26 protein-coding genes, 1 pseudogene and 1 riboswitch are annotated in these 21490 nt (G+C 70.0%); of the genes and pseudogenes, 20 read left to right on the forward strand and 7 right to left on the reverse strand.

Annotated elements, in window-relative coordinates:
• The first annotated feature begins 746 nt into the window (after positions 1 to 746).
• The 6 genes from ACIOMQ_RS37705 (at position 747) to ACIOMQ_RS37730 (ending at position 3930) form a co-directional block, all read left to right on the forward strand.
• Positions 747 to 992 (forward strand): hypothetical protein, encoded by a 246-nt coding sequence (locus tag ACIOMQ_RS37705; protein WP_401758498.1) that lies wholly within the window; start codon positions 747 to 749, stop codon positions 990 to 992.
• Positions 993 to 1364 carry a hypothetical protein gene (locus tag ACIOMQ_RS37710; protein WP_402192307.1) on the forward strand — a complete coding sequence of 124 codons (372 nt, stop codon included), beginning with the start codon at positions 993 to 995 and terminating at the stop codon, positions 1362 to 1364. It begins immediately after the preceding gene.
• 51 nt (positions 1365 to 1415) lie between these two features.
• The gene (locus tag ACIOMQ_RS37715) at positions 1416 to 1733 is read left to right on the forward strand and encodes a hypothetical protein (RefSeq protein WP_401266810.1); all 318 of its coding nucleotides are present in this window, start codon (positions 1416 to 1418) and stop codon (positions 1731 to 1733) included.
• A gap of 201 nt (positions 1734 to 1934) precedes the next feature.
• The gene (locus ACIOMQ_RS37720) at positions 1935 to 2570 is read left to right on the forward strand and encodes an ATP-dependent Clp protease proteolytic subunit (RefSeq protein ID WP_362210083.1); all 636 of its coding nucleotides are present in this window, start codon (positions 1935 to 1937) and stop codon (positions 2568 to 2570) included.
• Positions 2571 to 2577: 7 nt separating this feature from the next.
• Positions 2578 to 2886 (forward strand): hypothetical protein, encoded by a 309-nt coding sequence (locus ACIOMQ_RS37725; RefSeq protein ID WP_362210025.1) that lies wholly within the window; start codon positions 2578 to 2580, stop codon positions 2884 to 2886.
• A 380-nt stretch (positions 2887 to 3266) separates the two neighbouring features.
• A riboswitch (cyclic di-AMP (ydaO/yuaA leader) is annotated at positions 3267 to 3453 on the forward strand.
• Between the two features lie 3 nt (positions 3454 to 3456).
• Positions 3457 to 3930, forward strand: a complete 474-nt coding sequence (locus ACIOMQ_RS37730; RefSeq protein WP_362210022.1) for a C40 family peptidase — start codon at positions 3457 to 3459, stop codon at positions 3928 to 3930.
• 115 nt (positions 3931 to 4045) lie between these two features.
• Here ACIOMQ_RS37730 and ACIOMQ_RS37735 read toward each other — a convergent pair whose 3' ends face one another.
• Positions 4046 to 4681 (reverse strand): LysE family translocator, encoded by a 636-nt coding sequence (locus ACIOMQ_RS37735; protein ID WP_362210019.1) that lies wholly within the window; start codon positions 4679 to 4681, stop codon positions 4046 to 4048.
• 72 nt (positions 4682 to 4753) lie between these two features.
• Between ACIOMQ_RS37735 and ACIOMQ_RS37740 the strand changes: the two genes are divergently transcribed.
• Positions 4754 to 5692, forward strand: coding sequence for a LysR family transcriptional regulator (locus tag ACIOMQ_RS37740; RefSeq protein WP_362210016.1), 939 nt, complete (start codon positions 4754 to 4756; stop codon positions 5690 to 5692).
• Between the two features lie 205 nt (positions 5693 to 5897).
• Here ACIOMQ_RS37740 and ACIOMQ_RS37745 read toward each other — a convergent pair whose 3' ends face one another.
• Both ACIOMQ_RS37745 and ACIOMQ_RS37750 read right to left on the reverse strand, forming a co-directional pair.
• Entirely contained in the window at positions 5898 to 6470 is a 573-nt protein-coding gene (locus tag ACIOMQ_RS37745; RefSeq protein ID WP_401988716.1) for a dienelactone hydrolase family protein, read from the reverse strand.
• 126 nt (positions 6471 to 6596) lie between these two features.
• Positions 6597 to 7028, reverse strand: coding sequence for an ATP-binding protein (locus tag ACIOMQ_RS37750; protein WP_401942987.1), 432 nt, complete (start codon positions 7026 to 7028; stop codon positions 6597 to 6599).
• 203 nt (positions 7029 to 7231) lie between these two features.
• Between ACIOMQ_RS37750 and ACIOMQ_RS37755 the strand changes: the two genes are divergently transcribed.
• Both ACIOMQ_RS37755 and ACIOMQ_RS37760 read left to right on the forward strand, forming a co-directional pair.
• Positions 7232 to 8092 carry a helix-turn-helix transcriptional regulator gene (locus tag ACIOMQ_RS37755; protein ID WP_362210007.1) on the forward strand — a complete coding sequence of 287 codons (861 nt, stop codon included), beginning with the start codon at positions 7232 to 7234 and terminating at the stop codon, positions 8090 to 8092.
• 24 nt (positions 8093 to 8116) lie between these two features.
• Positions 8117 to 8326 (forward strand): DUF397 domain-containing protein, encoded by a 210-nt coding sequence (locus tag ACIOMQ_RS37760; protein ID WP_362210004.1) that lies wholly within the window; start codon positions 8117 to 8119, stop codon positions 8324 to 8326.
• Here ACIOMQ_RS37760 and ACIOMQ_RS37765 read toward each other — a convergent pair.
• Positions 8316 to 9461 (reverse strand): 8-amino-7-oxononanoate synthase, encoded by a 1146-nt coding sequence (locus ACIOMQ_RS37765; RefSeq protein WP_362210001.1) that lies wholly within the window; start codon positions 9459 to 9461, stop codon positions 8316 to 8318. The two genes, ACIOMQ_RS37760 and ACIOMQ_RS37765, sit on opposite strands and share 11 nt — an antisense overlap.
• 142 nt (positions 9462 to 9603) lie before the next feature.
• On the opposite strand from ACIOMQ_RS37765, the gene bioB reads away from it, so the two are divergent.
• From bioB to ACIOMQ_RS37785, 4 genes are read left to right on the forward strand one after another with little or no spacing between them, the layout of a single operon-like run.
• Positions 9604 to 10770, forward strand: coding sequence for a biotin synthase BioB (gene bioB / locus ACIOMQ_RS37770; protein WP_362209998.1), 1167 nt, complete (start codon positions 9604 to 9606; stop codon positions 10768 to 10770).
• Complete coding sequence (locus tag ACIOMQ_RS37775; RefSeq protein ID WP_402192312.1) at positions 10763 to 12067, forward strand: adenosylmethionine--8-amino-7-oxononanoate transaminase; 1305 nt, start codon at positions 10763 to 10765, stop codon at positions 12065 to 12067. The genes bioB and ACIOMQ_RS37775 overlap by 8 nt, the downstream gene beginning before the upstream one ends.
• 1 nt (position 12068) lies before the next feature.
• Entirely contained in the window at positions 12069 to 12776 is a 708-nt protein-coding gene (gene bioD, locus ACIOMQ_RS37780) for a dethiobiotin synthase (protein WP_401266791.1), read from the forward strand.
• A gap of 60 nt (positions 12777 to 12836) precedes the next feature.
• Positions 12837 to 13514, forward strand: coding sequence for a class I SAM-dependent methyltransferase (locus ACIOMQ_RS37785; protein ID WP_402192314.1), 678 nt, complete (start codon positions 12837 to 12839; stop codon positions 13512 to 13514).
• 112 nt (positions 13515 to 13626) lie between these two features.
• On the opposite strand, the gene ACIOMQ_RS37790 is transcribed toward ACIOMQ_RS37785, so the two are convergent.
• Both ACIOMQ_RS37790 and ACIOMQ_RS37795 read right to left on the reverse strand, forming a co-directional pair.
• On the reverse strand, positions 13627 to 13998 hold the full coding sequence (locus ACIOMQ_RS37790; protein WP_093551070.1) for a fic family toxin-antitoxin system, toxin component: 372 nt from the start codon (positions 13996 to 13998) through the stop codon (positions 13627 to 13629).
• The gene (locus tag ACIOMQ_RS37795) at positions 13995 to 14222 is read right to left on the reverse strand and encodes a hypothetical protein (RefSeq protein ID WP_030921856.1); all 228 of its coding nucleotides are present in this window, start codon (positions 14220 to 14222) and stop codon (positions 13995 to 13997) included. Before ACIOMQ_RS37795 ends, ACIOMQ_RS37790 begins: the two co-directional genes overlap by 4 nt.
• A gap of 170 nt (positions 14223 to 14392) precedes the next feature.
• On the opposite strand from ACIOMQ_RS37795, the gene ACIOMQ_RS37800 reads away from it, so the two are divergent.
• The 4 genes from ACIOMQ_RS37800 (at position 14393) to ACIOMQ_RS37815 (ending at position 18381) form a co-directional block, all read left to right on the forward strand.
• A complete protein-coding gene (locus ACIOMQ_RS37800) occupies positions 14393 to 14818 on the forward strand; it encodes a GNAT family N-acetyltransferase (RefSeq protein ID WP_401267155.1) in 426 nt (141 codons plus the stop codon).
• A 182-nt stretch (positions 14819 to 15000) separates the two neighbouring features.
• Positions 15001 to 16341, forward strand: coding sequence for a hemolysin family protein (locus ACIOMQ_RS37805; protein WP_362209985.1), 1341 nt, complete (start codon positions 15001 to 15003; stop codon positions 16339 to 16341).
• Positions 16338 to 17357, forward strand: a complete 1020-nt coding sequence (locus ACIOMQ_RS37810) for a hemolysin family protein (RefSeq protein ID WP_362209982.1) — start codon at positions 16338 to 16340, stop codon at positions 17355 to 17357. The genes ACIOMQ_RS37805 and ACIOMQ_RS37810 overlap by 4 nt, the downstream gene beginning before the upstream one ends.
• 175 nt (positions 17358 to 17532) lie before the next feature.
• Positions 17533 to 18381: an SGNH/GDSL hydrolase family protein gene (locus ACIOMQ_RS37815; RefSeq protein ID WP_362209979.1), complete on the forward strand. Its 849-nt coding sequence runs from the start codon at positions 17533 to 17535 to the stop codon at positions 18379 to 18381.
• Positions 18382 to 19096: 715 nt separating this feature from the next.
• Here ACIOMQ_RS37815 and ACIOMQ_RS37820 read toward each other — a convergent pair.
• A pseudogene (locus tag ACIOMQ_RS37820) lies at positions 19097 to 19267 on the reverse strand (ArsR family transcriptional regulator); the annotation flags it as partial.
• A 63-nt stretch (positions 19268 to 19330) separates the two neighbouring features.
• Between ACIOMQ_RS37820 and ACIOMQ_RS37825 the strand changes: the two are divergent.
• From ACIOMQ_RS37825 to ACIOMQ_RS37835, 3 genes are read left to right on the forward strand one after another with little or no spacing between them, the layout of a single operon-like run.
• Positions 19331 to 19510 carry a CopG family transcriptional regulator gene (locus ACIOMQ_RS37825; RefSeq protein WP_362209976.1) on the forward strand — a complete coding sequence of 60 codons (180 nt, stop codon included), beginning with the start codon at positions 19331 to 19333 and terminating at the stop codon, positions 19508 to 19510.
• A 1-nt stretch (position 19511) separates the two neighbouring features.
• Positions 19512 to 19877 (forward strand): VOC family protein, encoded by a 366-nt coding sequence (locus ACIOMQ_RS37830; protein ID WP_362209973.1) that lies wholly within the window; start codon positions 19512 to 19514, stop codon positions 19875 to 19877.
• Complete coding sequence (locus ACIOMQ_RS37835) at positions 19874 to 21403, forward strand: MFS transporter (protein ID WP_401266778.1); 1530 nt, start codon at positions 19874 to 19876, stop codon at positions 21401 to 21403. The genes ACIOMQ_RS37830 and ACIOMQ_RS37835 overlap by 4 nt, the downstream gene beginning before the upstream one ends.
• Positions 21404 to 21490 lie beyond the last annotated feature (87 nt).

Here is a 21490-nt window from a genome sequence, read left to right on the forward strand (position 1 = left end):
GAGATACCCAAATCACCTCGTGATCGCCCCAGCGAACAGAGCCATGCGGCTCGGCCAGAACCTCGGAGCAAGCGTCATCCCAACGTCAAGAATCTCCGAACGAGGTCCCGAAATCGATGCCGATGCAGTTACTTCCACCATAAAACCGCAGGTCAGCCACACGTGCTCTTAGTCAGACTCGTTGAATGCGGACCCAAAATGACCTGGAGAATCCTATTGCACAAAGAAACTCCCGAGCTGCCGGAATCGCAGTACAACTCCGCACGCATTCGAGCCATGTGGGGCGGAACGGGAAGCGTCGCGGACGCGTCGAAGGCGTTGGGCTTTCCCGGGCGAAGGGCTACGCACTGGTTCATCGGGGCGAGTTCCCGTGCCGGGTACTCAGGATTGGCCGCTCGACTCGCGTCGTCACCGCGTCCTTGCTACGCGTGCTTGATAGCGGAGAGCCGGAGTACAACGCTGCCCGTGCCGAATGCCACACGACGTCGTAGCCCGTTGCGCGACGAAGCTTCGCCGGAGCGTGCTGACGGGGCTTCGTCATCTCACGCGCTCTCTCACTGATCTATGACGGGAGCATGGCCGTGCCGGCCCGGCCAGGCGGAACGCCTCCCGGGCAGGAGGAATCGCGGCTTACCGTAGGCACTTCAGGAAGCCTGCTGAAGTAGGCCAGTTATGGGGGGTACATGCCGCAGATCAAGAAGGTCACGTCGTAGAGCGGCAAGGTCCGTTACCGCGCCGTCGTCGACATGGACCATGGCGCCCAAGGCAAGCGCAAGCAGCGCACCGTCACGATGGACACCGCCACAGAGGTGCGTGACGAGATCGCCCGCATCCGCAATCAGCGGGCGACGGGCATGTTCGTCGTGCCGAGCAAGATCACGCTGCCCGAGTGGCTCGACATCTGGCTGGCCAAGAAGGCCGAGGACCTGGAGGAGAGCACGGTCCAGGGGTACAAGAACGCTTTGGTCCACGTGCATTCCTACCTCGGCTAGATGCGCCTGCAGGAACTGACGGAGGAACACGTCGAGTCCATGGTCGCCTGGCTACTCTTCGGCGCCCGCAGGCGCGGCGGCCAAGCCGGCACAGGACTGCGCCCCTCGACGGCCCAAGGGGTGCTCAGTCGCCTGAAAGAGGCCCGCGGTCGGGCCGTCGTGCGGAAATTGGTGCATGTCAACGTCGCCGAGTACGTGAAGATCCCTCGCCGCGCCCGCAAGGAGGACAAGCGCACCAACAAGCGTCCCGCCCCGTGGAACGTCGTCGAGGCCAAGGACTTCCTTCTCGGCATCAAGAACGAATGCCTGTTTGCCCCGCTGATATTCAGCCTCATGGGCCTGTGTCCCGCTGAGGTCGCCGGACTGCGCTGAGAGGACATCGACTTCGACGCCGAAACGCTGGTCATCGCCAACACCAGGACGATGATCGGCAACGCCCGGGTGCTGGAGAAGGACACCAAAACCGAGGCGGGCGAACGCACACTGCCGCTGCCGCTACCGGTGAAGCAGGCGATGCTCGCCCATCAGGTGACGCAAGAGGTAGAGCAGATGTCGATGGGCGCGCTCCATCAGCGCTCTGGCTACATGTTCGTCGACCACCTCGGCCAGCCGCTCACGACTCGCCACCTGCGTGAGGCCGCGTACTCCTTGCAGCGGAAGGTGGAGCTGCGGAAGGTCCGGCTCGTCGCTTCGGACCACCTCACTTCTCTACTCGGTTTCAGTGAGGGCGAAGCAGCCTGATGATCAAGACGTCGTGACAGATTGTGAGATATCCGCCCTCGGCGAACAGCAAAACAGCCTCTGGCCTGGGCCTTTCAGTGGATCACTGGGATGTTCCCTCATCATAACCTTCTGTACGTCCTGTACATTTTTTACAGAGGCTTGCGCAGACCTCGCCTGCGCGAACCCCGTACAGATCCCTGAGGAAAGGCATCATCCATGCTGTTCCGCCCCGCCGCCCGCCACGTGCTGCCCGAGTTCACCGAGCGCACGAGCAACGGGACCCGCACCCTCGACCCGTACTCCAAGCTGCTCGCCGAACGGATCGTCTTCCTCGGCACCCCGGTCGACGACACCGCGGCCAACGATCTGATCGCCCAGTTCATGTACCTGGAATACGCCGCCCCGGACCGGCCCATCTCCCTCTACATCAACTCCCCCGGCGGCTCGTTCGGGGCCATGTCCGCGATCTACGACACGATGGAGTACCTCACCTGCGAGGTGGAGACCTACTGCCTCGGCCAGGCAGGTTCCTGCGCGTCGGTACTGCTCGCGGCGGGCGCCCCCGGCAGGCGGCACGCACTGCCCGGCGCCCGGGTCGTCGTGCAGCAGCCCGCACTCACCGAGCCGGTGCAGGGCCAGCCGTCCGATCTGGAGATCGAGGCACGGGAATGGGAACGGGTCCGCGAGATGCTCATCACACTGCTGACCCGTCATACCGGCCGCGACGCCGAGCGGATCGCCGCCGACATCGAGCGCGATCTCATCCTCGATGCCCCGGGCGCCAAGGCCTACGGCCTGGTGGACCACATCACGGAGAGCCGGAAGTCGTCGCTCCCGCCGCACGGTACGCGGTGAACGCCCGATGCAGCCGCCAGAGTTGCCGCCGCTCCCCGCACTGACACGCGCCGAGGGGGAGTTCATCGACCGCTATCTCGAAGTCCTCGACCAACTGGGCCGGATCAACCCGGCCCACGGCAGCGACACCTACAGCGCCCTGCGGGCCGCACAGGCACTGGCCTCACGGGCGGGCGCGCTGCGGGACGCCCTCGTGTTGATGCACGAGCGCGGCGAGGCGCGGATCCACGCCGCCACCCTGGCACGGGCGCTGCGGGTACTGGACGGGGAACGGCGGGCCGGGCGCGTCACCGTACCCCCCGCACCGGCGAGTTGATCTGCCGGTTCGTCACCGGGCCCCGGCACCGCCCGCCCAACTCCCCTCACCCCGCCCGAGGAGGCAGCCAACTCCCCTTCGCGACACGCCCGGTGGCCACATCGGAATTCCTCGCTCTTTCGGCGTAGAAAGTCCCCCTCACGGGGGATGTCTCCACTTGCGTTTTTCGGATGGGCAGTGGGCGGAATCCTTGATTCCGCCCCTGGTGCGGGACCGGTCCGAGTGACCGCCAGGCCCCCCGAAAGCATCGGCTCCACCCGAACGGGTCAGTCGTGAGGAGCCTCACAAATCGCCGTTTCCCCTCGGAAATCCGGCAGTCGGTGAGTCAAGATCCCTGGGACGACAAGCCCCCGCCACCGCGGCGGGGCGGTCCGGGCGGACGCCGAGTCCTGCCGCCGCCCGGATGACTGGTCGACAGAAGTGGATCGGCAGGAGTGGAGGACCCGAGCACAACGGGTCGACCGGATCAACGGTCGGCCCTCGGGGTGAAGCCGCCGAGCGCGGCCGGGCAACTTCGCCAGCCCGAACCCGACAGGTCATCCTTCACAGGCGGCTGACGAAGGGTTGCGCATGACTGCGCAGGTTCATGTCCCGTCTCTGCTCGCCCGGGCCGGCACGGCCTCGGTTCTGACTCTGGCCGCCGTCGGCGGCACCATGCTCGCCCCGGGCGCCGCTCCGGAAGCCCAGGCAGCGACTCTGTCGATGAAGGCGCTCAAGGTCGCCGCTTCCAAAAAGGGTTCGCCGTACAGCTGGGGGGCCACCGGCCCCAACCGCTTCGACTGCTCGGGCCTGACGTCCTATGCATTCAAGAAGGCGGGCAAGAAGCTCCCCCGCACGGCCCAGCAGCAGTACAACAAGACCCGCCACATCTCGGCCTCGCACAGGCAACGCGGCGATCTGGTCTTCTTCCATTCCGGCCGCAGCGTCTACCACGTCGGGATCTACGCCGGTCACAACAAGATCTGGCACTCGCCGAGGACCGGCGCGGTGGTCCGGCTGGAGAAGATCTGGACGAAGCGCGTCTACTACGGGCGGGTCCGCTGACACCTGTCCGGCGGACCGCGGACCGGGGCGCGACCCGGCAGTGATCCGCCGGACGAGCCCGGCCTCCGGCGCCGGTCCGCCCCTTCTCGCAGCGGGACCTCGGCACGGAGGGGCCTCAGTGCACCAGGGGACCCGACACCAGCACCAGCCCCAACGCGGTGAGCGCCGCGCCGCTGCCGCCCTCGATGGCGCGGGCGGTACGCGGCCGGCGCAGCCACCGGCCCATCCGGTCCACCAGAAGCGCCACGGCGGGGAACCAGACCAGGGCGAGCAGCACGACGATCACCGCGAGCAGCAAGGTCCTCGGGAGCGGCGGCTGCCCGTCGGGAACGAACTGCGGCAGCAGGCTCAGGAAGAGCACCGGCGCCTTGGGATTGAGGGCATTGGTGAGGAACCCCTGACGCAGCGCGCGTGCGGATCCCCGGCCGGCCGGTTCGTCCGCGGTCCCACCCGTGTCCGTGGTGGTGCGGCGCCGTGCCGCGTACAGGGCGCCGATGCCCAGGTAGAGGACGTAGGCCCCGCCGAGCAGCTGGACGGTGCGGAACAGGACGGGCACCGCCACAAGCACCGCGGCGAGCCCGGCGACGGCCAGCGCGGTGTGCACGAGGAGTCCCCCGGCAACGCCCAGCGCGGTCGCCACCCCCGCCGACCGGGAGGCGAGCGCGTTGCGTACGACGACGGTGAAGTCCGCGCCCGGCAGCGCGACCATGCCCGCGGCGACCCCGGTGAAGGCGATCAGTTGTGCGTCCATGGGTCCACCCTGGACCAGCGGAGCCTTTAGCGTGTACTTGCAATCTTCTAGGTCTGCCAAAAGGAACGCTTAATGTACGACCCCACACGGCTCGCGGCGCTGGTGGCGGTCGCCGAGGCCGGATCGATCACCCGGGCCGCCGCCCGCCTCGGCTACACCGCGCCCGCCCTCTCCCAGCAGCTCGCCAAGCTGGAGCGGGAGGCCGGCGCCGCGCTGCTGGTGCGCCACCACCGGGGGGCACGCCTCACCGCGGCGGGTGAGCTGCTGGCCGGGCGCGCCCGGCGGATCCTCGACGAGATGGACCGGGCCCGCCACGAGCTGGCCCGGCTGTCCGGGCTCTCCGGCGGACGCCTCCGGGTCGGTACCTTCACCACCGCGGGCATCCATCTGCTGCCACCGGTCCTGAGCGCCTTCCGTCGCGCCCACCCGGACGTGGAACTGGCGGTCACCGAGTACGAGCCACCGGACGGCGTCGCCGCGGTGGCCGCCGGCGAGGTCGACCTCGCGCTGACCCACGTGTACGAGCCGGCGCCCCCGGCCGCCTGGCCCTCCGGCGTATTCGCCGAGCCGCTGCTGGTCGAGGAACTGGTCCTGATCACGGAGGTGGGGCAGATGCTGGCCGAAGGCACCGGGCGGCTGCCGGTGACGGAGCTCGCGGGGCGGCCGCTGATCAGCAGCGCGCCGACGCATCCGCCGCGTCGCGGGGTGGAACAGGCGTTGGCCCGGGCAGGGGCGACACCCGCCGTGGTCTGCGAGTCGCCCGGCTACGCGCTGGTCTGCGCGCTGGTCAGCGCGGGCATCGGGATGGCGGTCGTCCCGGAGATGGTCGCCGCGATGTCTCCGACGCCGCTGTCCGTACGACGGCTCGAACCCGCCTCGTTCCGGCGGACCATCTCGGTGGTGCACCGCGGTGACCGGGCGAGCGCCGCCGCGGCGACGCTTCAGGCGCTGTTGCGCAGTGGGTTCGGACGGGCGGCGTCGGCCCGGCGACCGGGCGGCGAGGGCGGATGATCACGCGGTCGGGAGCGCGCGGCATCCCACCGCCCCGTCCGGCGGCCGGCGCCCCCGCCGGGCCGTCGCCCGCGGGCCCGACCCCGCTCGGGCCGTTCGGCCGTCGCCGCGCGGCGACGGGCGGGATCCTCGCGGGGGCGGATCGCCGCCCGGGGCCCGATCGGCGTCGGCCCCGAGACCGGCGGTCGCGGGCACCGGACTCGGCTCACCGCGAGCGGAGGAACGTCAGCGTGCGGTCGAGCATCAGCGCGGCAGCCTCGGCGTCGTGGGCCGGCAGCGAGTTGTCCACGAACAGGTGCTGGTCACCGGGGTAGAGGAACAATTCGGCATCGGGAGCCTCGTCGACGAGTGCGCGGGCGGCGTCCGCGTCGCCCTCGGTGGTGAAGAGACGGTCCTCCTCCATGGCGTGGATGCGGACCGGGACCTGCGACGGCCACGTTCCGAAGCAGGAACTCGGCACGCACGAGTGGGCGAATACGGCACCGCGGGCGCCGGGCCGCGTCTGGGCCAGCTTCTGCGCCGGCAGCACGCCGAGGGAGAACCCGATGTAGACCAGCTCGGCCGGTGAGTCGGCCACCGCCAGCACGCCGCGATCGAGTATTTTGTCGACGCCGATCTGTTCCAGATGCGCCAGTCCCCCGTCCAGGGTGTCGAAGGTGCGGCCTTCGTACAGGTCGGGCGTATGGACGGTATGCCCTTCGGTGCGCAATGCGTCGGCAAAGGCCGTCACGCCCGGGGTGAGGCCCTGAGCATGGTGAAACAGCACAACTTCGGTCACTGTGGAACTCCAACAGCCGTCGGGCAGGGATCGATCCGCAAACCTAGCGCGCTGCCCGGGGAGTGCGGTCGGCGAACGTGCCGCGGCCGTCGGCCGACCGCGGAGAACGTCGCGGGCAAAAGCCGGTCAGTTCTGTACGGGAAGGTTCCACGGGAGCTCGATCCAGACCGTCTTGCCGCCGTCGGCGGTGGGGGTGACGGCGAGTCGGCCGCCGCATTCCTTGGCCAGACAGCGGACGATCACCAAACCTCGCCCGTTGTCCTGCTGAACGGCGGCAGGCAGTCGCCGCGGCCGACGCGGGTGACTGTCCGTCACCCCGAGACGCAACTCCTCCTCCCGCTCCAGCCTCAGCTCCACGGTGAAGGTGGGCGACTGCCCGAAGGTGTGCTGGACGGCGTTGGTCGCGAGCTCCGAGACGATGAGCCGGATGCTGTCGGCGAACTCGGTACCGGCGGCCAGGCCCCATTCGGTGAGCACCCGGTCCACATATCTGCGGGCCGCCGCGACCGAGACCGGCTCGCTCGGCAGGGTGACGCTTGCTTCTTGGTGGTCTGCCATGGCGAGCCGCCCCTTTCCCACCCGGACCGACCCACGTTCGGTCCGGGTTGCGCTTCGCGCCAGATTGCCACTGATGCTGCCCCCTGTGACGGCGATCCACCAAGATATGCATATATCTGTCGCTCAATGCGGTGAACCTGCCGCACAAGGCCGCATGCGGAGGCCACACTGTCCGCTCGGCAGAAGAGGGAGGGAGGCCGCGGATGCACCATGGCCCTGCGGTACGGCGCCGCAAGCTCGGGGAGGAGCTCCGGAGTCTGCGCCATGCGTCGGGACTGACCAGCCGGGACGCCGCGCGGATAATCGGCTGGCACCAGTCGAAGGTCAGCCGGATCGAGACGGGTGTCAGTGGAGTGCGGCCGGCCGATGTGGCACGGCTGCTGGACGTGTACGGCGTGGACGACCCGCAACTGCGCACGCTCCTGGAGGCGCTGGCGGGTTCGGCGGGTGGTGGCGGCACCGGCTGGTGGCATGCCTATCGCGGTCTGATTCCGCCCCAGTACCGCGACTTCATCAGCCTGGAGTCCCAGGCGCGTACCGCGCGGACCCTGGAGACCTCGGTGGTTCCAGGGCTCCTGCAGACGGCGGACTACGCCCGTGCGGTGACCCGGGCGTCACTCGACGGGCTGCCCGCCCGCCAGCTGGACTCCCTGGTGGAGGTACGGCTCGCCCGGCAGGGGGTGCTGCGGACCGATCCGCCGCTGCGGCTGAGCGCGGTGCTCGACGAGGCGGTGCTACGACGTCAGGTCGGCGGGTGCCGGGTGATGCGAAACCAGCTGCGCCATCTGACTCGCGTGGCTCAACTGCCTCACGTGCAGCTTCAGTTGCTGCCGTTCTCGGTCGGTGGATACACCGGCCTCACCGGCCCTTTCGTTATCTTCTCATTTCCGAACACTTCTGATCTGGACGTGGTAGTTCTCGACCATTTGACGAGTAGCCTCTACCTGGAGCGGAAAGAAGACCTTGAGGCGTACAGCTCGGCCTTCCGCACGATGCAGTCACACGCGCTGTCGCCGCAGCACTCGTTGGAGCTCATCGCCGCGATCGACCGCGACGGTCAGTGACCCCGGACTGCCCGAGGGGGCGTCATGTCGGATTGCCTCGCACAGCACGAGTTACGGTGGCGGCGCAGCAGCCGCAGCACAGGTATGAACAACTGCGTGGAGGCCGCGCCGTTCGGTGGCGGACGGCTGGCCGTGCGGGACTCCAAGGATGTGTCCAGGCCACCGCTGCGGTTCTCCGCGGCGGCCTGGACATCGTTCGTCTCCGGCCTTCACCGGGGTCCGGTCAGCTGCTGACGGGAGCGGTCCGCCGCACGATCGCCACCGCTTCGGCGATCTGTTCCTCGGTCAGATCGGCTCGCGCGGTCAGCCGGAGCCTGGAGACACCGTCCGGCACCGACGGCGGCCGGAAGCACCCCACCACGACTCCCGCCGTACGGCAGTCGGCCGCCCAGCGCACCGCCGCGTCCGCCGAAGGCGCCCGCACCGAGACCACGGCCGCGTCGGGGCGTACGGCGGTCAGACCGGCCGCGGTCAGCCGCTCGTACAGCGCGGTGGCGACCCCGCGGGCCCGGTCGGCACGTTCCGGCTCACGACGGAGCAGCCGCAGGCTGCCCAGCGCGGCGCCCGCGGCGGCCGGCGCGAGGCCCGTGTCGAAGATGAACGTACGGGCCGCGTTGACCAGGTGTTCGACGACCCGGGCCGGACCGAGTACCGCTCCGCCCTGGCTGCCCAGGGACTTGGAGAGGGTGAGCGTCGTGACGATGCCGTCGCCGCCCGCGAGACCGGCGGCCGCGAGCGCGCCCCGGCCGCCCTTCCCCAGCACACCGAGGCCGTGCGCGTCGTCGACGAGCAGCGCGGCGCCCTCCGTCCGGCAGGCGTCGGCCAGTTCGGGCAGCGGGGCGGCGTCGCCGTCCACCGAGAAGACCGAGTCGGTGACCGCCAGCGCGCGGCCCTCGTGCGTCCGCAGGGCCTTGCGTACGGCGTCGGGATCGGCATGCGGTACCACGGCGGTCTCGGCCCGGGAGAGTCGGCAGCCGTCCACGATCGAGGCGTGGTTGCCGGCGTCGGAGACGATCAGCGAGCCGCGGCCGGTCAGCGCGGTGAGGGCGGCGAGGTTGGCCGCGTAGCCCGACGACAGGACCAGGGCCGCTTCGAACCCGCAGAAATCGGCCAGCTCGTGTTCGAGTTCGGCGTGCAGTGCGGTGGAGCCGGTGACGAGCCGCGACCCGGTCGCACCCGCGCCCCATCGGTGCGCGGCCTCGGCGGCGGCGGCGATGACCTCGGGGTGCCGGGTCAGACCCAGATAGTCGTTGCTCGCGAGGTCCAGAAGTGCGGATTCGGCGGGCCGGGGGCGCAGTGCACGGACGAGTCCGGCGTCCGCGCGGCGGCGCGCCTCGTCGTCGATCCAGTCGAACGGGGCGAAGGGCATGAGCGGTCCCTTTTGTAGGCAGCTCACAGACCCTAGCCGGGGGCGCAGCAGGTCATGGTGTGGCAATGCACACACCCCAGACGGGCTCTGTTGTCCGGTTCCTCCTTGGCTACGGGCCGTGCCGTAGGCCAGGATCAACGCCATGGACCTCCTGAACACGCTGGTGGACAAGGGGCTGCGGCGCGAGCTGCCGACCCGTGAAGAAGCACTCGCCGTACTGGCGACCTCGGACGACGACCTGCTCGACGTGGTGGCCGCGGCCGGGAAGGTGCGCCGTCAGTGGTTCGGGCGGCGCGTGAAACTGAACTACCTGGTCAATCTCAAGTCCGGGCTCTGTCCCGAGGACTGCTCGTACTGCTCGCAGCGGCTCGGCTCGAAGGCCGGGATCCTCAAGTACACCTGGCTGAAACCGGATGAGGCGTCGAAGGCCGCCGCGGCCGGGGTGGCGGGTGGCGCCAAGCGGGTGTGCCTGGTGGCGAGCGGTCGCGGTCCGACGGACCGTGATGTCGACCGGGTGTCGGAGACCATCGAGGCGATCAAGGAGCAGAACGAAGGCGTGGAGGTGTGCGCCTGTCTGGGTCTGCTCTCCGACGGACAGGCCGACCGGCTGCGTTCGGCGGGCGCCGACGCGTACAACCACAACCTCAACACGTCCGAGGGGACGTACGGGGACATCACCACCACCCACACCTACGCGGACCGGGTGGAGACCGTGCAGCAGGCGCAGGCCGCCGGGCTCTCGGCGTGCTCCGGGCTGATCGCCGGGATGGGCGAGAGCGACGCCGATCTGGTCGATGTCGTCTTCTCGCTGCGGGAGCTGGACCCCGACTCGGTACCGGTGAACTTCCTGATCCCGTTCGAGGGAACCCCGCTGGCCAAGGAGTGGAACCTCACCCCGCAGCGGTGCCTGCGCATTCTGGCCATGGTCCGGTTCGTCTGCCCGGATGTGGAGGTCCGGCTCGCGGGCGGACGCGAGGTGCATCTGCGCTCGATGCAGCCGCTCGCCCTGCACCTGGTCAACTCGATCTTCCTGGGCGACTACCTGACCAGTGAGGGGCAGGCGGGGCAGGCGGATCTGGACATGATCGCGGACGCCGGTTTCGAGGTGGAGGGAGCGGGGACGACGACGCTGCCCGCACACCGGACGCAGGCGGGTGCCGGCTGCGGTTCGCACGACGGCGGGTGCGCGCCGTGCGGCGACGCGCCCGGGAACGCCGTGGCCGAACCCGGCGAGGTTCCGGCAGCACGCACGGATCTGGTCGCGGTGCGCCGTCGCGGCGCGGGCACGGATCTCGCCCCCAATGCCTGAGGCCCTCGCCCCGGCCGAGCTGCGGGCCCTGGACCGGGCCCACGTCTGGCATCCCTACGGCCCGATGCCGGGGCGTCAGGAGCCGCTGGTCGTGGAGTCCGCGTCCGGGGTGCGGCTCCGGCTCGCCGAACCGGCCCATGGACAGCACGAGCTGGTCGACGGCATGTCGTCGTGGTGGTCGGCGGTGCACGGCTACAACCACCCGGTGCTCAACGAGGCGGCACGCGGCCAGCTGGACCGGATGAGTCATGTGATGTTCGGCGGGCTCACCCATGAGCCCGCCGTGCGGCTGGCCGCCCGGCTGATCGAGATCACCCCGGAGCCGCTGCGGCACGTCTTCCTCGCCGACTCGGGTTCGGTGTCGGTCGAGGTCGCGGTGAAGATGTGTCTGCAGTACTGGCGCTCGGCCGGGCGGCCGGCCAAGCAGCGGCTGCTGACCTGGCGCGGCGGCTACCACGGGGACACCTGGCAGCCGATGTCGGTGTGCGACCCCGAGGGCGGCATGCACGAGCTGTGGTCGGGCGTACTGCCCCGGCAGATCTTCGCGGACGAGCCACCGGCAGGTTTCGAGGCGGAGCCGGACGCCGCGTACGCACGCCATCTGCGGGAACTGATCGCGGAGCACGCCGAGCAGCTGGCCGCGGTGATCGTGGAGCCGGTGGTGCAGGGTGCGGGCGGGATGCGATTCCACTCCCCCGCCTATCTGCGGGTGCTGCGCGAGGCGTGCGACGCGCATGACGTGCTGCTGGTGTTCGACGAGATCGCCACGGGGTTCGGCCGCACGGGGAAGCTGTTCGCCGCCGGGCACACGGGGGTCTCGCCCGATGTCATGTGCGTGGGCAAGGCGCTGACCGGCGGCTACCTGACAATGGCGGCGACGCTGTGCACCTCTCGGGTGGCGGAGGGCATCTCGCGCGGCGAGGTGCCGGTGCTGGCACACGGACCGACGTTCATGGGCAATCCGCTCGCCTCCGCGGTGGCCTGTGCCTCCATCGACCTGCTGCTCGGCCAGGACTGGGAGCAGGAGGTCCGGCGCATCGGTACGGGGCTGCGGAAAGGTCTCGCCCCGGCGGCGGAGCTGCCCGGGGTACGGGATGTGCGGGTGCTGGGCGCGATCGGCGTCGTACAGCTCGATCACGAGGTGGACATGACGGCGGCGACCCGGGCGGCGGTACGGGAGGGCGTGTGGCTGCGGCCGTTCCGCGATCTCGTCTACACGATGCCGCCGTATGTGACCGATGACGACGATGTGGCGCGGATCTGCCGCGCCGTCTGCGCGGCAGCGCGGGAGGGCTGAGATGACGGTTCTGGTGGTGTCGGGTACCGGCACGGAGATCGGCAAGACGATCGTGACGGCGGCCGTGGCGGCGGCGTGCCGGGATCGCCGCGTCGCGGTGCTGAAGCCCGCGCAGACAGGGCTGGCCCCCGGCGAGCCCGGGGATGCCGCCGAGGTCGTACGGCTGGCGGGCGGCCATGTGACCGCGGTCGAACTGGCCCGGTTCCCCGAGCCGTTGGCCCCGGCCACGGCTGCCCGCAGGGCCGGTCTTCCGCCGGTACGCCCGTACGAGATCGCCGAGGCGGCCGGGAAGCTGGCAGCCGAACACGATCTGGTGCTGATCGAGGGTGCGGGCGGACTGCTCGTGCGGTTCGACGACGAGGGCGCGACCCTCGCCGATGCGGCCCGGCTGCTGGCCGCACCGGTTCTGGTCGTGACGCAGGCGGAACTGGGCACGCTCAATGTCACCGCGCTGACCTCTGAGGCCCTGCGGGCCCGGGGGCTGGAGTGCCTCGGTGTGGTGGTGGGCAGCATGCCCGCCGAGCCGGACCTCGCGGCGCGCTGCAACATGGCGGACCTTCCGGTGGCGGCGGGTGCTCCGCTGCTGGGTGCGGTGCCGGCCGGCGCAGGGGCGCTCGGGCCGGCCGACTTCCGCGCGCGGGCCGGGAGTTGGCTGGCGGCGGAACTGGGCGGGAACCGGCCCCCGGACGAGCGGCCGAGCCGTGCGTGACGGGGGAGAATCGAAAGTGCCGTACCTTGCGGGTCGAGCACCGTGTCGAGGAGGTCCGCCATGCGTCTTCGCAGCACGAGAATCCCGGAGGACACGGTGCACCACCCGGCCTTCGCCAGGTTCTACGCCCGGATGAGCGTGGCCGCGGAGACCGGGGCGGGACTGGCCGCGGTGCGCGCGGAGCTGTTGTCCGGGCTGTCCGGCCGGATCATCGACATCGGCGCCGGCAACGGTCTGAACTTCGCGCACTACCCGCCCGAGGTATCGGAGGTGGTGGCGATCGAACCCGAGCGCACCCTGCGGCAGTTGGCGGTGCGGTCGGCGCTGCGGGCCGGAATTCCGGTGGATGTGGTGCCGGGCACGGCGGAGGCCCTGCCGGTGAAGAGCGAGGCGTTCGACGGGGCGGTCACCTCGCTGGTGCTGTGCACCGTACGGAGCGCGGAGCGATCGCTCACGGAGATCGTGCGCGTGTTGCGGCCGGGCGGTGAGCTGCGATTCTTCGAGCACGTGCGGGCCGACGACCGGGCCATGGCAGCCACCCAGCGGGTACTGGACCGTACGGTCTGGCCGCTGCTGGCCGGCGGGTGCCACACGGCGCGCGACACCCTGGCCGCCATCGAGAGGGCCGGGTTGACGGTCGAGGCCTACCGCCGGGTCAGGATGCCGGACCGGGGCGTCCGGCTGCCCACGTCCGACTGCGTGCTGGGCGTGGCGCGGCGACCGACCGCGGTGGGCTGACGCGTCGGTCCACCACCGCGCACCGGAGGCGCTCCCGTACCGAAGGCGTCCCACGCACCGAGGGCCTCGGAGATGTCCCACATATCGGAGGCGTCCCGCGCACCCGGAGACGTCACAGGCTCCACTGGCGCAGCTCGTCGGCGATGGCCCGGACGTCCGCCTTGCCCTCCTTCACCAGCCGGGCCAGGTCGCGCACCTGCTCGGGCGAAGTGATGACCTTCAGCCCGGAGGCGACGAGATAGCCGTAGGCGACAGCGGAGGAGAACATGGCGTTGGAGTGTTCGAGCGCGGGAACATGGAGCAGCAACTGCAAGAGGGCCGCGGCCCTGGAATGCGGGTCGCTGTAAACAGGGCTGCCGAAGATCTCGGCCTCATGACGGGCCACCGCGGCCACGAGCGCACCCCAGTCGACGACCTGCGGATCGCCGGGGGTCTTGTGCTCGGCCACCATGAGCAGCCAGGAAAGGTCTATCTGGAGGTTCAACGCGTGCCTTTGCGCTCCGGGCCGAACTCCTCGGCGAACACCGACTCGTACTGCTTCATGAAATCGGCCGCGGCTTCGACAAAGGTATGTCCGACCTCTCCCGCATCCTGCTTCACGAGTTCCTCTATGTAGCGGTTCACGCTCATCCCCCTCTGCAGCGCGCGCTGTCGCGCGGCCTCGGCGGTGGCCTCGTCCACTCTCACGTTCAGCTGAGTCTTGGGCACATCAACACGCTAGCGCGGGTGTGCTAGCACCGGCAAGAGGAGCCTCGTGGTGCCCCGTACACCGGTCGGTCCGCGCCATACCGGCCGCCGGTGACCACATGGCGGAATCCGTTCGACGCTCCCGAGGTCCCGGTGATGGGATCCCCCGCATGAACGATCTAGATGCGGACATGCCCGGCCTCGTCGTACGGACCGCGACACCGGCCGACCTCGACGCCGTCCTCGCCTTCTGGAAGGCGGCGGCCGAGGGAACCAGCATCAGCGACGACCGGGACGGGGTCGAGCGGCTCGTCGCCCGTGATCCGGAGGCACTGATCCTCGCCGAGTCCGCCGGCGTACTCGCCGGAACGGTGATCGCCGGTTTCGACGGCTGGCGGTGCCACCTGTACCGGCTCGCGGTCCATCCCGACCGGCGGCGCCGAGGTGTCGGCAGCGCACTCCTCGCCGCCGCGGAGGAACGATTCGTGCGGCTGGGCGGGCGGCGGGGCGACGCGATGGTGCTCGACCGCAATCACGCGGCGCAGCACGCCTGGCGCGCCGCGGGCTATGGGCCCGAGCCGCAGTGGAGCCGTTGGGTGAAACCTCTCGCGGAGTGAGTGCGAGACCGAGACCGACTGGAAGAGCAGCCGTCTTTGCCGATCCTTTACGATGGGTGACTCCTGACCGATCCTTCCGAAAGGTGTGAGCGTCCGCCCATGGGCGAGCCTCCCAGTAGTCGACAGCTCCGACATCGAGCGATCCTCCCGCCCCTGCCCGATCATGGGACGGAGGTGAACCGATGACCGAAGTGCTTCTGCTGCTCGTGGCAGTGCTGCTCTCGCTCGCCTGCGGGGCCTTTGTCGCAGCCGAATTCTCCCTGACGACCGTCGAGCGCGGGCAGCTCCAACGGGCTGTGGAACGGGGTGAGCGCGGCGCGGCGAGCGCCATGAAGGCCGTACGCAGCCTCACCTTCCAGCTCTCCGGCGCACAGCTCGGCATCACCGTCACCAACCTGGTGGTCGGCATGCTCTCCGAACCGTCCATCGCGAAGCTGATCCGCGGTCCGGTGGAGGCCGTGGGCCTGTCACCGGGCGTGGCGTCCTCGGTGGCCCTGGTCCTGGGAACCGCCCTGTCCACCGTGTTCCTGATGGTCGTCGGCGAGCTCGTCCCGAAGAACTGGGCCATCTCGTCCCCGCTCGCCATGGCGAAGGTCGTGGCGACCCCGCAGCGGGCCTTCACCGCCGTGTTCCGGCCGTTCATCAGCCACCTCAACAACACCGCGAACCGGATCGTGCGCCGTTTCGGCCTGGAGCCCGCCGAGGAGCTGGCCTCCGCGCGCAGCCCGCAGGAGCTGGTGGCGCTGGCCCGGCACTCGGCGAAGGCGGGTGCGCTGGAGGCGGACACCGCGGAGCTGTTCGTCCGCACGCTCAACCTGGCGGAACTCACGGCGGAGAACGTCATGACACCGCGGGTGCAGGTCACCGCGCTGGAGGTGCAGGCGACCGCCGAGGACGTGGCGAACGCCACCCGGGCGACCGGCCTGTCCCGCTTCCCCGTCTACCGGGGCAGCCTCGACACCGTCGTCGGTGTGGCGCACATCAAGGACGTGCTGGCCGTCCCGGCCGAGCAGCGGCCCCGTACACGCGTCTCGGAGATGCTGCGCGAGCCCCTGCTCGTACCGGAGACCCTCACCGTGGACCGGCTCCTGGACCGGCTGTCCGGGAAGCTCGCCATGGCCGTCGTCATCGACGAGTACGGCGGCACGGCCGGGGTCGTGACTCTGGAGGACATCGTCGAGGAGGTGGTCGGCGAGGTGCGCGACGAGCACGACCCGCACGAGACGACGGACCTGGCGCCGGCCGGCGAGGACGCCGACGGACGGACCCTGTGGTCGGCCGACGGCGCCGCCCGCATCGACCAGCTGAAGAGGATCGGACTGCGGGTGCCGGACGGACCGTACGAGACGCTCGCCGGACTCGTCGCCACCGAGGTCGGCCGCATACCTGCCGTGGGTGATTCGTTCGAGCTGGCCGGCTGGCGGGTCGATGTGGTGGACGCCTCCGGGCGCCGTGCCGCGCGGGCCCTGCTGCATGCGCCGCTGCCCGACGACTGCGACGAGCTGACGGAGGACGCACGATGATCGCCGTCCAGCTCTTCATCGGAGCGATGACCCTGGTCGTCAACGCCTTCTTCGTCGGCGCGGAGTTCGCGTTGATCTCCGTACGCCGCAGCCAGATCGAGCCCGAGGCCGAGGCCGGGAACCGGCGGGCGCGGAGCGTCGTCTGGGGCCTCGAACACGTATCGGCGCTGCTCGCGGCGGCGCAGCTGGGCATCACCCTCTGCACCCTGGTCCTCGGCATCGTCGCCGAACCGGCCATCGCGCACCTGCTGGAGCCCGCCTTCGACGCGGTGGGTGTGCCGCAGGGACTGATCCACCCGATCTCGTTCGTGATCGCACTGTCCCTGGCGACGTACCTGCACATGCTGCTGGGCGAAATGGTGCCGAAGAACATCGCCCTCGCCGAACCGGTGCGGGCGGCTCTGCTGCTCGGGCCGCCACTGGTGACCCTCGCCAGGACATTGCGCCCGGTGATCTTCACGGTCAACACCTTCGCCAACACGCTGTTGAAACTCCTGCGGGTCGAGACGAAGGACGAGGTGTCCGCCACGTTCTCCGACGACGAACTGGCCCGGCTGGTGAAGGACGCCGGGGACGCGGGGCTGGTCGACGACCGCGCCGCCCAGCGGCTGCACCACGCCCTTGAGCTGGGCCGACGCCCGGTGCGGGATGTGGTGATGCCGGTGGAGCGGGTGGTGTACGCCAGGATCGGAACGACGCCGGAGCAATTGGAACAGCTCTCCTACGAGACCGGTTTCTCGCGCTTTCCGGTGATGGACAGCGAGGAGCGGATCCTGGGCTATCTCCATGTGAAGGACGCCCTGGACGCCGCACCGCGCGATGTGCCGTTCCCCGTCACTGCGATGCGGCCGATCGCCCGGGTGCGGGCCGCCACACCGCTCGACGACGTACTGACCGCGCTGCGGCGCAGCCGTACGCACTTGGCGGCGGTGCTGGACGAGGACGGCCGACTGGCCGGCATGGTCACGATGGAGGACGTGCTGCGGGAACTGGTGGGCCGGCCGCAGCCGCGCTGATCGATGAGCGGGGCCGCCGGGGGCGCGGCGGGCGGTGACGATCCAGCCGCAGGCATGCCTGACAGGCTTCGGGGGCGCGGCGCGGGGGCATGCCGCGCTCCCTCTCGCGGAAGGGCCGCCGCTCCCGGACTTCGCCGGAAGGGGGCGGCCCTCACCGCGATACGATCGCATCGCCATGGAAATGAATGCCTCCTACACCAGCCTTGTCGCGGTCGGCGACTCGTTCACCGAGGGCATGTCGGACCTGCTGTCCGACGGCTCGTACCGGGGCTGGGCCGATGTCCTCGCCGGACGGCTCGCGGTCCGTGCGCCGGGGTTCCGCTACGCGAATCTCGCTGTACGGGGCAAGCTGATCGGCCAGATCGTCGACGAACAGGTCGACGTGGCGGCCGCCATGCGGCCGGATGTCATCACGCTCGTCGGCGGTCTCAACGACACGCTGCGACCCAAGTGCGACATGGGCATGGTCCGGGGACGGCTCGAAGAGGCCGTGGAACGTCTCGCTCCGTCGTGCAGACAGCTTGTGCTCATGCGCAGCCCCGGCCGCAACGGCCCGGTGATGGAACGCTTCCGCCCGCGGATGGAGGAGTTGTTCTCCTTGATCGACGAGTTGGCTGCCCGCCACGGTGCGCTGGTCGTCGACCTTTACGGAGCGCCGGCCCTGGGCGATCCCCGGCTGTGGGACGTCGACCGGCTCCATCTGACGGCCGACGGGCACCACAGGGTTGCCGAGGCGGTCTGGCAGACGCTGGGGCTGCCGCAGGAGAGCGACTGGCGCACGCCGCTCCCGACCGCCGTGCCCCCGAGGTGGGCGATACGACGCGTCGACGACCTCCGCTTCGCCCGCCGCCATCTGCTGCCATGGATCGGCCGCCGTCTGACCGGCCGCTCGTCCGGCGACGGGCGGACGGGCGCCCAGTACAGCGCGGAACTGAGCAGGGCGTTCTGGGTCACCCCCGAGGACGCCCGCGACCCCGGCCCGGTGGCCACGTGGCGCCGGGTGGACGCGCCTCCGCTCTCGTAGCAACCCGCAGACCGGACCACGGCGCCGGCCCCGACACACCGCCAGCAGAGTCTCGACGCTGTTCTGCACGCGTCTGCACAAGAACAGATAGACCCGGGTCAGAGCGCTTCCGGTAGATCAACTACTGATCACCCCTCACAGATTCTCACCACCGGTCGGCACGGCCCCGTGGGGGCGTCCCACGCAACCGCAGCCGCAGCCGCGGCCGCCCGCAGGTGTCGACTTCCACGTGGACGTACCTGGCCCTCGTGAAGGCCGCGTTCGGGTGCCCCTCCCAGGTAGCAACGCCCAGGTGGCGAGGACGACGTCCCGCACACCGTTCACGGCGAGGCAGCCGAGGCACGAGTGCCGCGCGCCGCAGAGTCGCACCCCTCGCATCTCCAGCTCACGCACGAGCCGGTAGGCGTGCTCGCGGAGGTGCCGTGTGTCCAACGGCTCGCCCAGCCCGTCCACCGCCACGTACCCGGAGTCCGTACGGCCCCCGCCCGCGCCGAGCCTCTCGCGAGCCTGCCGCGCGCGGAACGTCTTGAGGGCCTCTGCGGCCTTGCCGGCAACGGCAGGACGCGCTCACCCGCCAATGTCTTGGCGTCCTCCTCCGGAACGGTCTTGTTCCCGACCACGGTCCGGGTACCGGCCGTCTCGAGGGTCGACAGCTTCAGATCGACGTCCGTCCAGCGCATACCGCAGACCTCAGCGGTCCGTAAGCCCACGAGGCTCAGCAGAAGGGGCACGTACAGCCGGCCCGGGCGGGATGTCCGCGACGGGTCGGACACGGTTTCGCCGCCCGGCGGGGCACGGCCCCGGCCTTGTCGAGGTGGCCGTACACCGTCGACCGCGGCACGCCGAGCAAGTCGGCGATCTGCCGGACGGTCTTCTCCCGCTCGTCGTAGAGCCGTTGGCCGAAATCACGGTCAGCATCCTAGTGATTTAGTTTGCTAGCATGCTTGCCGTGGGAGACGATGATGTGAAGCAGTTCAACGTGTACCTGCCGATCGGACTGATCAAGCAGGTCAAGCATCGTGCCATCGAGAAGGAGCTGTCGCTGTCGGCACTGGTTGCCGAGGCGCTGCGCGCCTACCTCGACGACACCCGGCAAGAACCAGAGCGATCGAATGAGGAGGAGGTCTGAGATGGCGACCGAAGGTATCGAGGCCGTGTTCATGGAGACCCACAACTGGGGCAAGGCGGCGCGGTTCTTCCAGGCGCTGGGATTTGAGCTGGAGTTCGAGACGGACCACAGCTCCGGCCAGCTGCGCAATGGCGATGGCCCCTCGCTGTTCATCGCCGAGGTGCCCGCAGATCGGCAGCCGCAGATGCAGCTGGTGCTGAGGGTGGCCGACGCGGACGCGTTTCGCCCTGACCCTGCCGTCGAGGTGGTCACTCGGTTCGAGGACACGCACTTCGGGACCCGGTTGATGACCGTGCGCGACCCGGACGGGCGGCTGTGGAGCCTTCAGGCTCCCCAGGACCAGCCGGGGAAGGAGGGAAGCGCATGAGTGACGAGCGGGTCTTACCGAAGGGCTCGGGGGCAGCGATGGTGAGTGACGCGGCGGCGCCCGGCCGCGTCCCGGAGGCGCACAGCCCTCCACGGCGCGGGCTCGGCATGCTCGTAGTAATGATCGGCGTGCTCATCTCGGCGGTCGACAGCACGATCGTGGTCCTCGCACTGCCCGCCATCCAAGAGGACTTGAACGTCTCGCTGGCCTCGGTCACATGGGTGGTCGTGAGCTACCTCCTGGTCGTCACCGTGCTGGCCACGCAACTGGGCCGACTCGGCGACATGTTCGGCCGGGTGCGCATGTACGAGGCGGGTTTCGTCATCTTCGTGCTTGGTTCGGTGCTGTGCGCGCTGGCCTGGAACGCGCCGGCCATCATCGGATTCCGCGTCGTACAAGGGCTCGGTGCCGCGCTGATCGCCGCCAACAGCGGCGCGATCGTCTCCGAGCTCTACCCGCCCGAGGAACGCGGCCGCGCCTACGGTTTCAACGCCCTCGGTTTCTCGCTGGGTTCCGTGCTCGGCGTACTGCTCGGCGGCGTCATCGTGACCTACGTCTCCTGGCGCTGGATCTTCTGGATCAACCTGCCGATCGGCCTGACCGCGCTGGTCCTGGCCGCGCGGGTACTGCAAGACCGCAGCAAGCGGAACCGCCGGCGGTTCGACACGCTGGGCATGATCACCCTGGGGCTGGGCCTGTTCGGCGTGCTGTGGGCCATGACCGGTCTGGCCGCCGAGCCTCTGAACGCAACTCACCTGGCCTACCTGGCCGGGGGCCTGGTGCTGCTGGTGGTGTTCGTGTTCATCGAGCTGCGGCACAAGGAACCGACCCTGGACCTGTCGCTGTTCCGCATTCCGAGGGTGACGCCCGCACTGCTGGCCTCGCTCTTGCAGGGCCTCGGGAGCTTCGCAGTGCTCTTCCTGGTGATCATGTATTTGCAGGGTCCACGGGGGCTGAGCCCGATCACCGCGTCCATGCTGATGGTCCCCGGCTACGTGCTCGGCGCGGCTGTGAGCCCGTACGCGGGGCAAGTCGCCGACCGGCTCGGCCCAGCGATCCCGGCGACCGCCGGGCTGGGCATCTCGGTCATTGCACTCGTCGTCTTCGCCCAGATGACCACGACCAGCTCGCTCTGGCTGCCCGCGATCGGCAACGCGGTGATCATGATCGGTGGCGGCCTCTTCTACGCGGCCAACAGCTCCGCGGTGATGAAGGCAGCCCCGCCCGAGCGCCTGGGAATCGCCTCCGGCGTGCTCAGGACGTCCGCAAGCATCGGCATGGTGTTCTCCTTCACCACCGCCATCCTGGTCGCAGCACACTCCATCCCCCGCAGCACGGCCTTCGCCATCTTCGTCGGCACCACCAGCCTGCACGGGCCGGACGCCACTGCCTTCACCGACGGATTGAGCACGACCTTCTACGCCATGACGGGCATCATGGCCCTCGCCGCGCTCCTGTCCGCCGTCCGCGGCCGGGCCGACACACGCCCGGCGGGTGCCGCCCCGGCCCCCACAGCCCGGCGCTGACTCGTCCCGTCGCCGGGGCGGCGGCCTCCGCCGCCCCGCGCGGGCGCTGCACAGAAGCCGACAGGGCGAGGTCGAGCCGCTTGTCCG

Origin of the sequence: Streptomyces sp. NPDC087845, from assembly GCF_044742755.1 — a bacterium.
In the GTDB taxonomy this organism is placed as follows: domain Bacteria; phylum Actinomycetota; class Actinomycetes; order Streptomycetales; family Streptomycetaceae; genus Streptomyces.

What these genes read in the sequence shown, in the direction of transcription:
- ACIOMQ_RS37705 (WP_401758498.1), top strand. Translation starts at nt 747, where the DNA reads ATGGACCATGGCGCCCAAGGCAAGCGCAAGCAGCGCACCGTCACGATG.
- ACIOMQ_RS37710 (WP_402192307.1), top strand. Translation starts at nt 993, where the DNA reads ATGCGCCTGCAGGAACTGACGGAGGAACACGTCGAGTCCATGGTCGCC.
- ACIOMQ_RS37715 (WP_401266810.1), top strand. Translation starts at nt 1,416, where the DNA reads ATGATCGGCAACGCCCGGGTGCTGGAGAAGGACACCAAAACCGAGGCG.
- ACIOMQ_RS37725 (WP_362210025.1), top strand. Translation starts at nt 2,578, where the DNA reads ATGCAGCCGCCAGAGTTGCCGCCGCTCCCCGCACTGACACGCGCCGAG.
- ACIOMQ_RS37730 (WP_362210022.1), top strand. Translation starts at nt 3,457, where the DNA reads ATGACTGCGCAGGTTCATGTCCCGTCTCTGCTCGCCCGGGCCGGCACG.
- ACIOMQ_RS37735 (WP_362210019.1), bottom strand. Translation starts at nt 4,681, where the DNA reads ATGGACGCACAACTGATCGCCTTCACCGGGGTCGCCGCGGGCATGGTC.
- ACIOMQ_RS37740 (WP_362210016.1), top strand. Translation starts at nt 4,754, where the DNA reads ATGTACGACCCCACACGGCTCGCGGCGCTGGTGGCGGTCGCCGAGGCC.
- ACIOMQ_RS37750 (WP_401942987.1), bottom strand. Translation starts at nt 7,028, where the DNA reads ATGGCAGACCACCAAGAAGCAAGCGTCACCCTGCCGAGCGAGCCGGTC.
- ACIOMQ_RS37755 (WP_362210007.1), top strand. Translation starts at nt 7,232, where the DNA reads ATGCACCATGGCCCTGCGGTACGGCGCCGCAAGCTCGGGGAGGAGCTC.
- ACIOMQ_RS37760 (WP_362210004.1), top strand. Translation starts at nt 8,117, where the DNA reads ATGTCGGATTGCCTCGCACAGCACGAGTTACGGTGGCGGCGCAGCAGC.
- ACIOMQ_RS37765 (WP_362210001.1), bottom strand. Translation starts at nt 9,461, where the DNA reads ATGCCCTTCGCCCCGTTCGACTGGATCGACGACGAGGCGCGCCGCCGC.
- bioB (WP_362209998.1), top strand. Translation starts at nt 9,604, where the DNA reads ATGGACCTCCTGAACACGCTGGTGGACAAGGGGCTGCGGCGCGAGCTG.
- ACIOMQ_RS37775 (WP_402192312.1), top strand. Translation starts at nt 10,763, where the DNA reads ATGCCTGAGGCCCTCGCCCCGGCCGAGCTGCGGGCCCTGGACCGGGCC.
- bioD (WP_401266791.1), top strand. Translation starts at nt 12,069, where the DNA reads ATGACGGTTCTGGTGGTGTCGGGTACCGGCACGGAGATCGGCAAGACG.
- ACIOMQ_RS37785 (WP_402192314.1), top strand. Translation starts at nt 12,837, where the DNA reads ATGCGTCTTCGCAGCACGAGAATCCCGGAGGACACGGTGCACCACCCG.
- ACIOMQ_RS37800 (WP_401267155.1), top strand. Translation starts at nt 14,393, where the DNA reads ATGCCCGGCCTCGTCGTACGGACCGCGACACCGGCCGACCTCGACGCC.
- ACIOMQ_RS37805 (WP_362209985.1), top strand. Translation starts at nt 15,001, where the DNA reads ATGACCGAAGTGCTTCTGCTGCTCGTGGCAGTGCTGCTCTCGCTCGCC.
- ACIOMQ_RS37810 (WP_362209982.1), top strand. Translation starts at nt 16,338, where the DNA reads ATGATCGCCGTCCAGCTCTTCATCGGAGCGATGACCCTGGTCGTCAAC.
- ACIOMQ_RS37815 (WP_362209979.1), top strand. Translation starts at nt 17,533, where the DNA reads ATGGAAATGAATGCCTCCTACACCAGCCTTGTCGCGGTCGGCGACTCG.
- ACIOMQ_RS37830 (WP_362209973.1), top strand. Translation starts at nt 19,512, where the DNA reads ATGGCGACCGAAGGTATCGAGGCCGTGTTCATGGAGACCCACAACTGG.
- ACIOMQ_RS37835 (WP_401266778.1), top strand. Translation starts at nt 19,874, where the DNA reads ATGAGTGACGAGCGGGTCTTACCGAAGGGCTCGGGGGCAGCGATGGTG.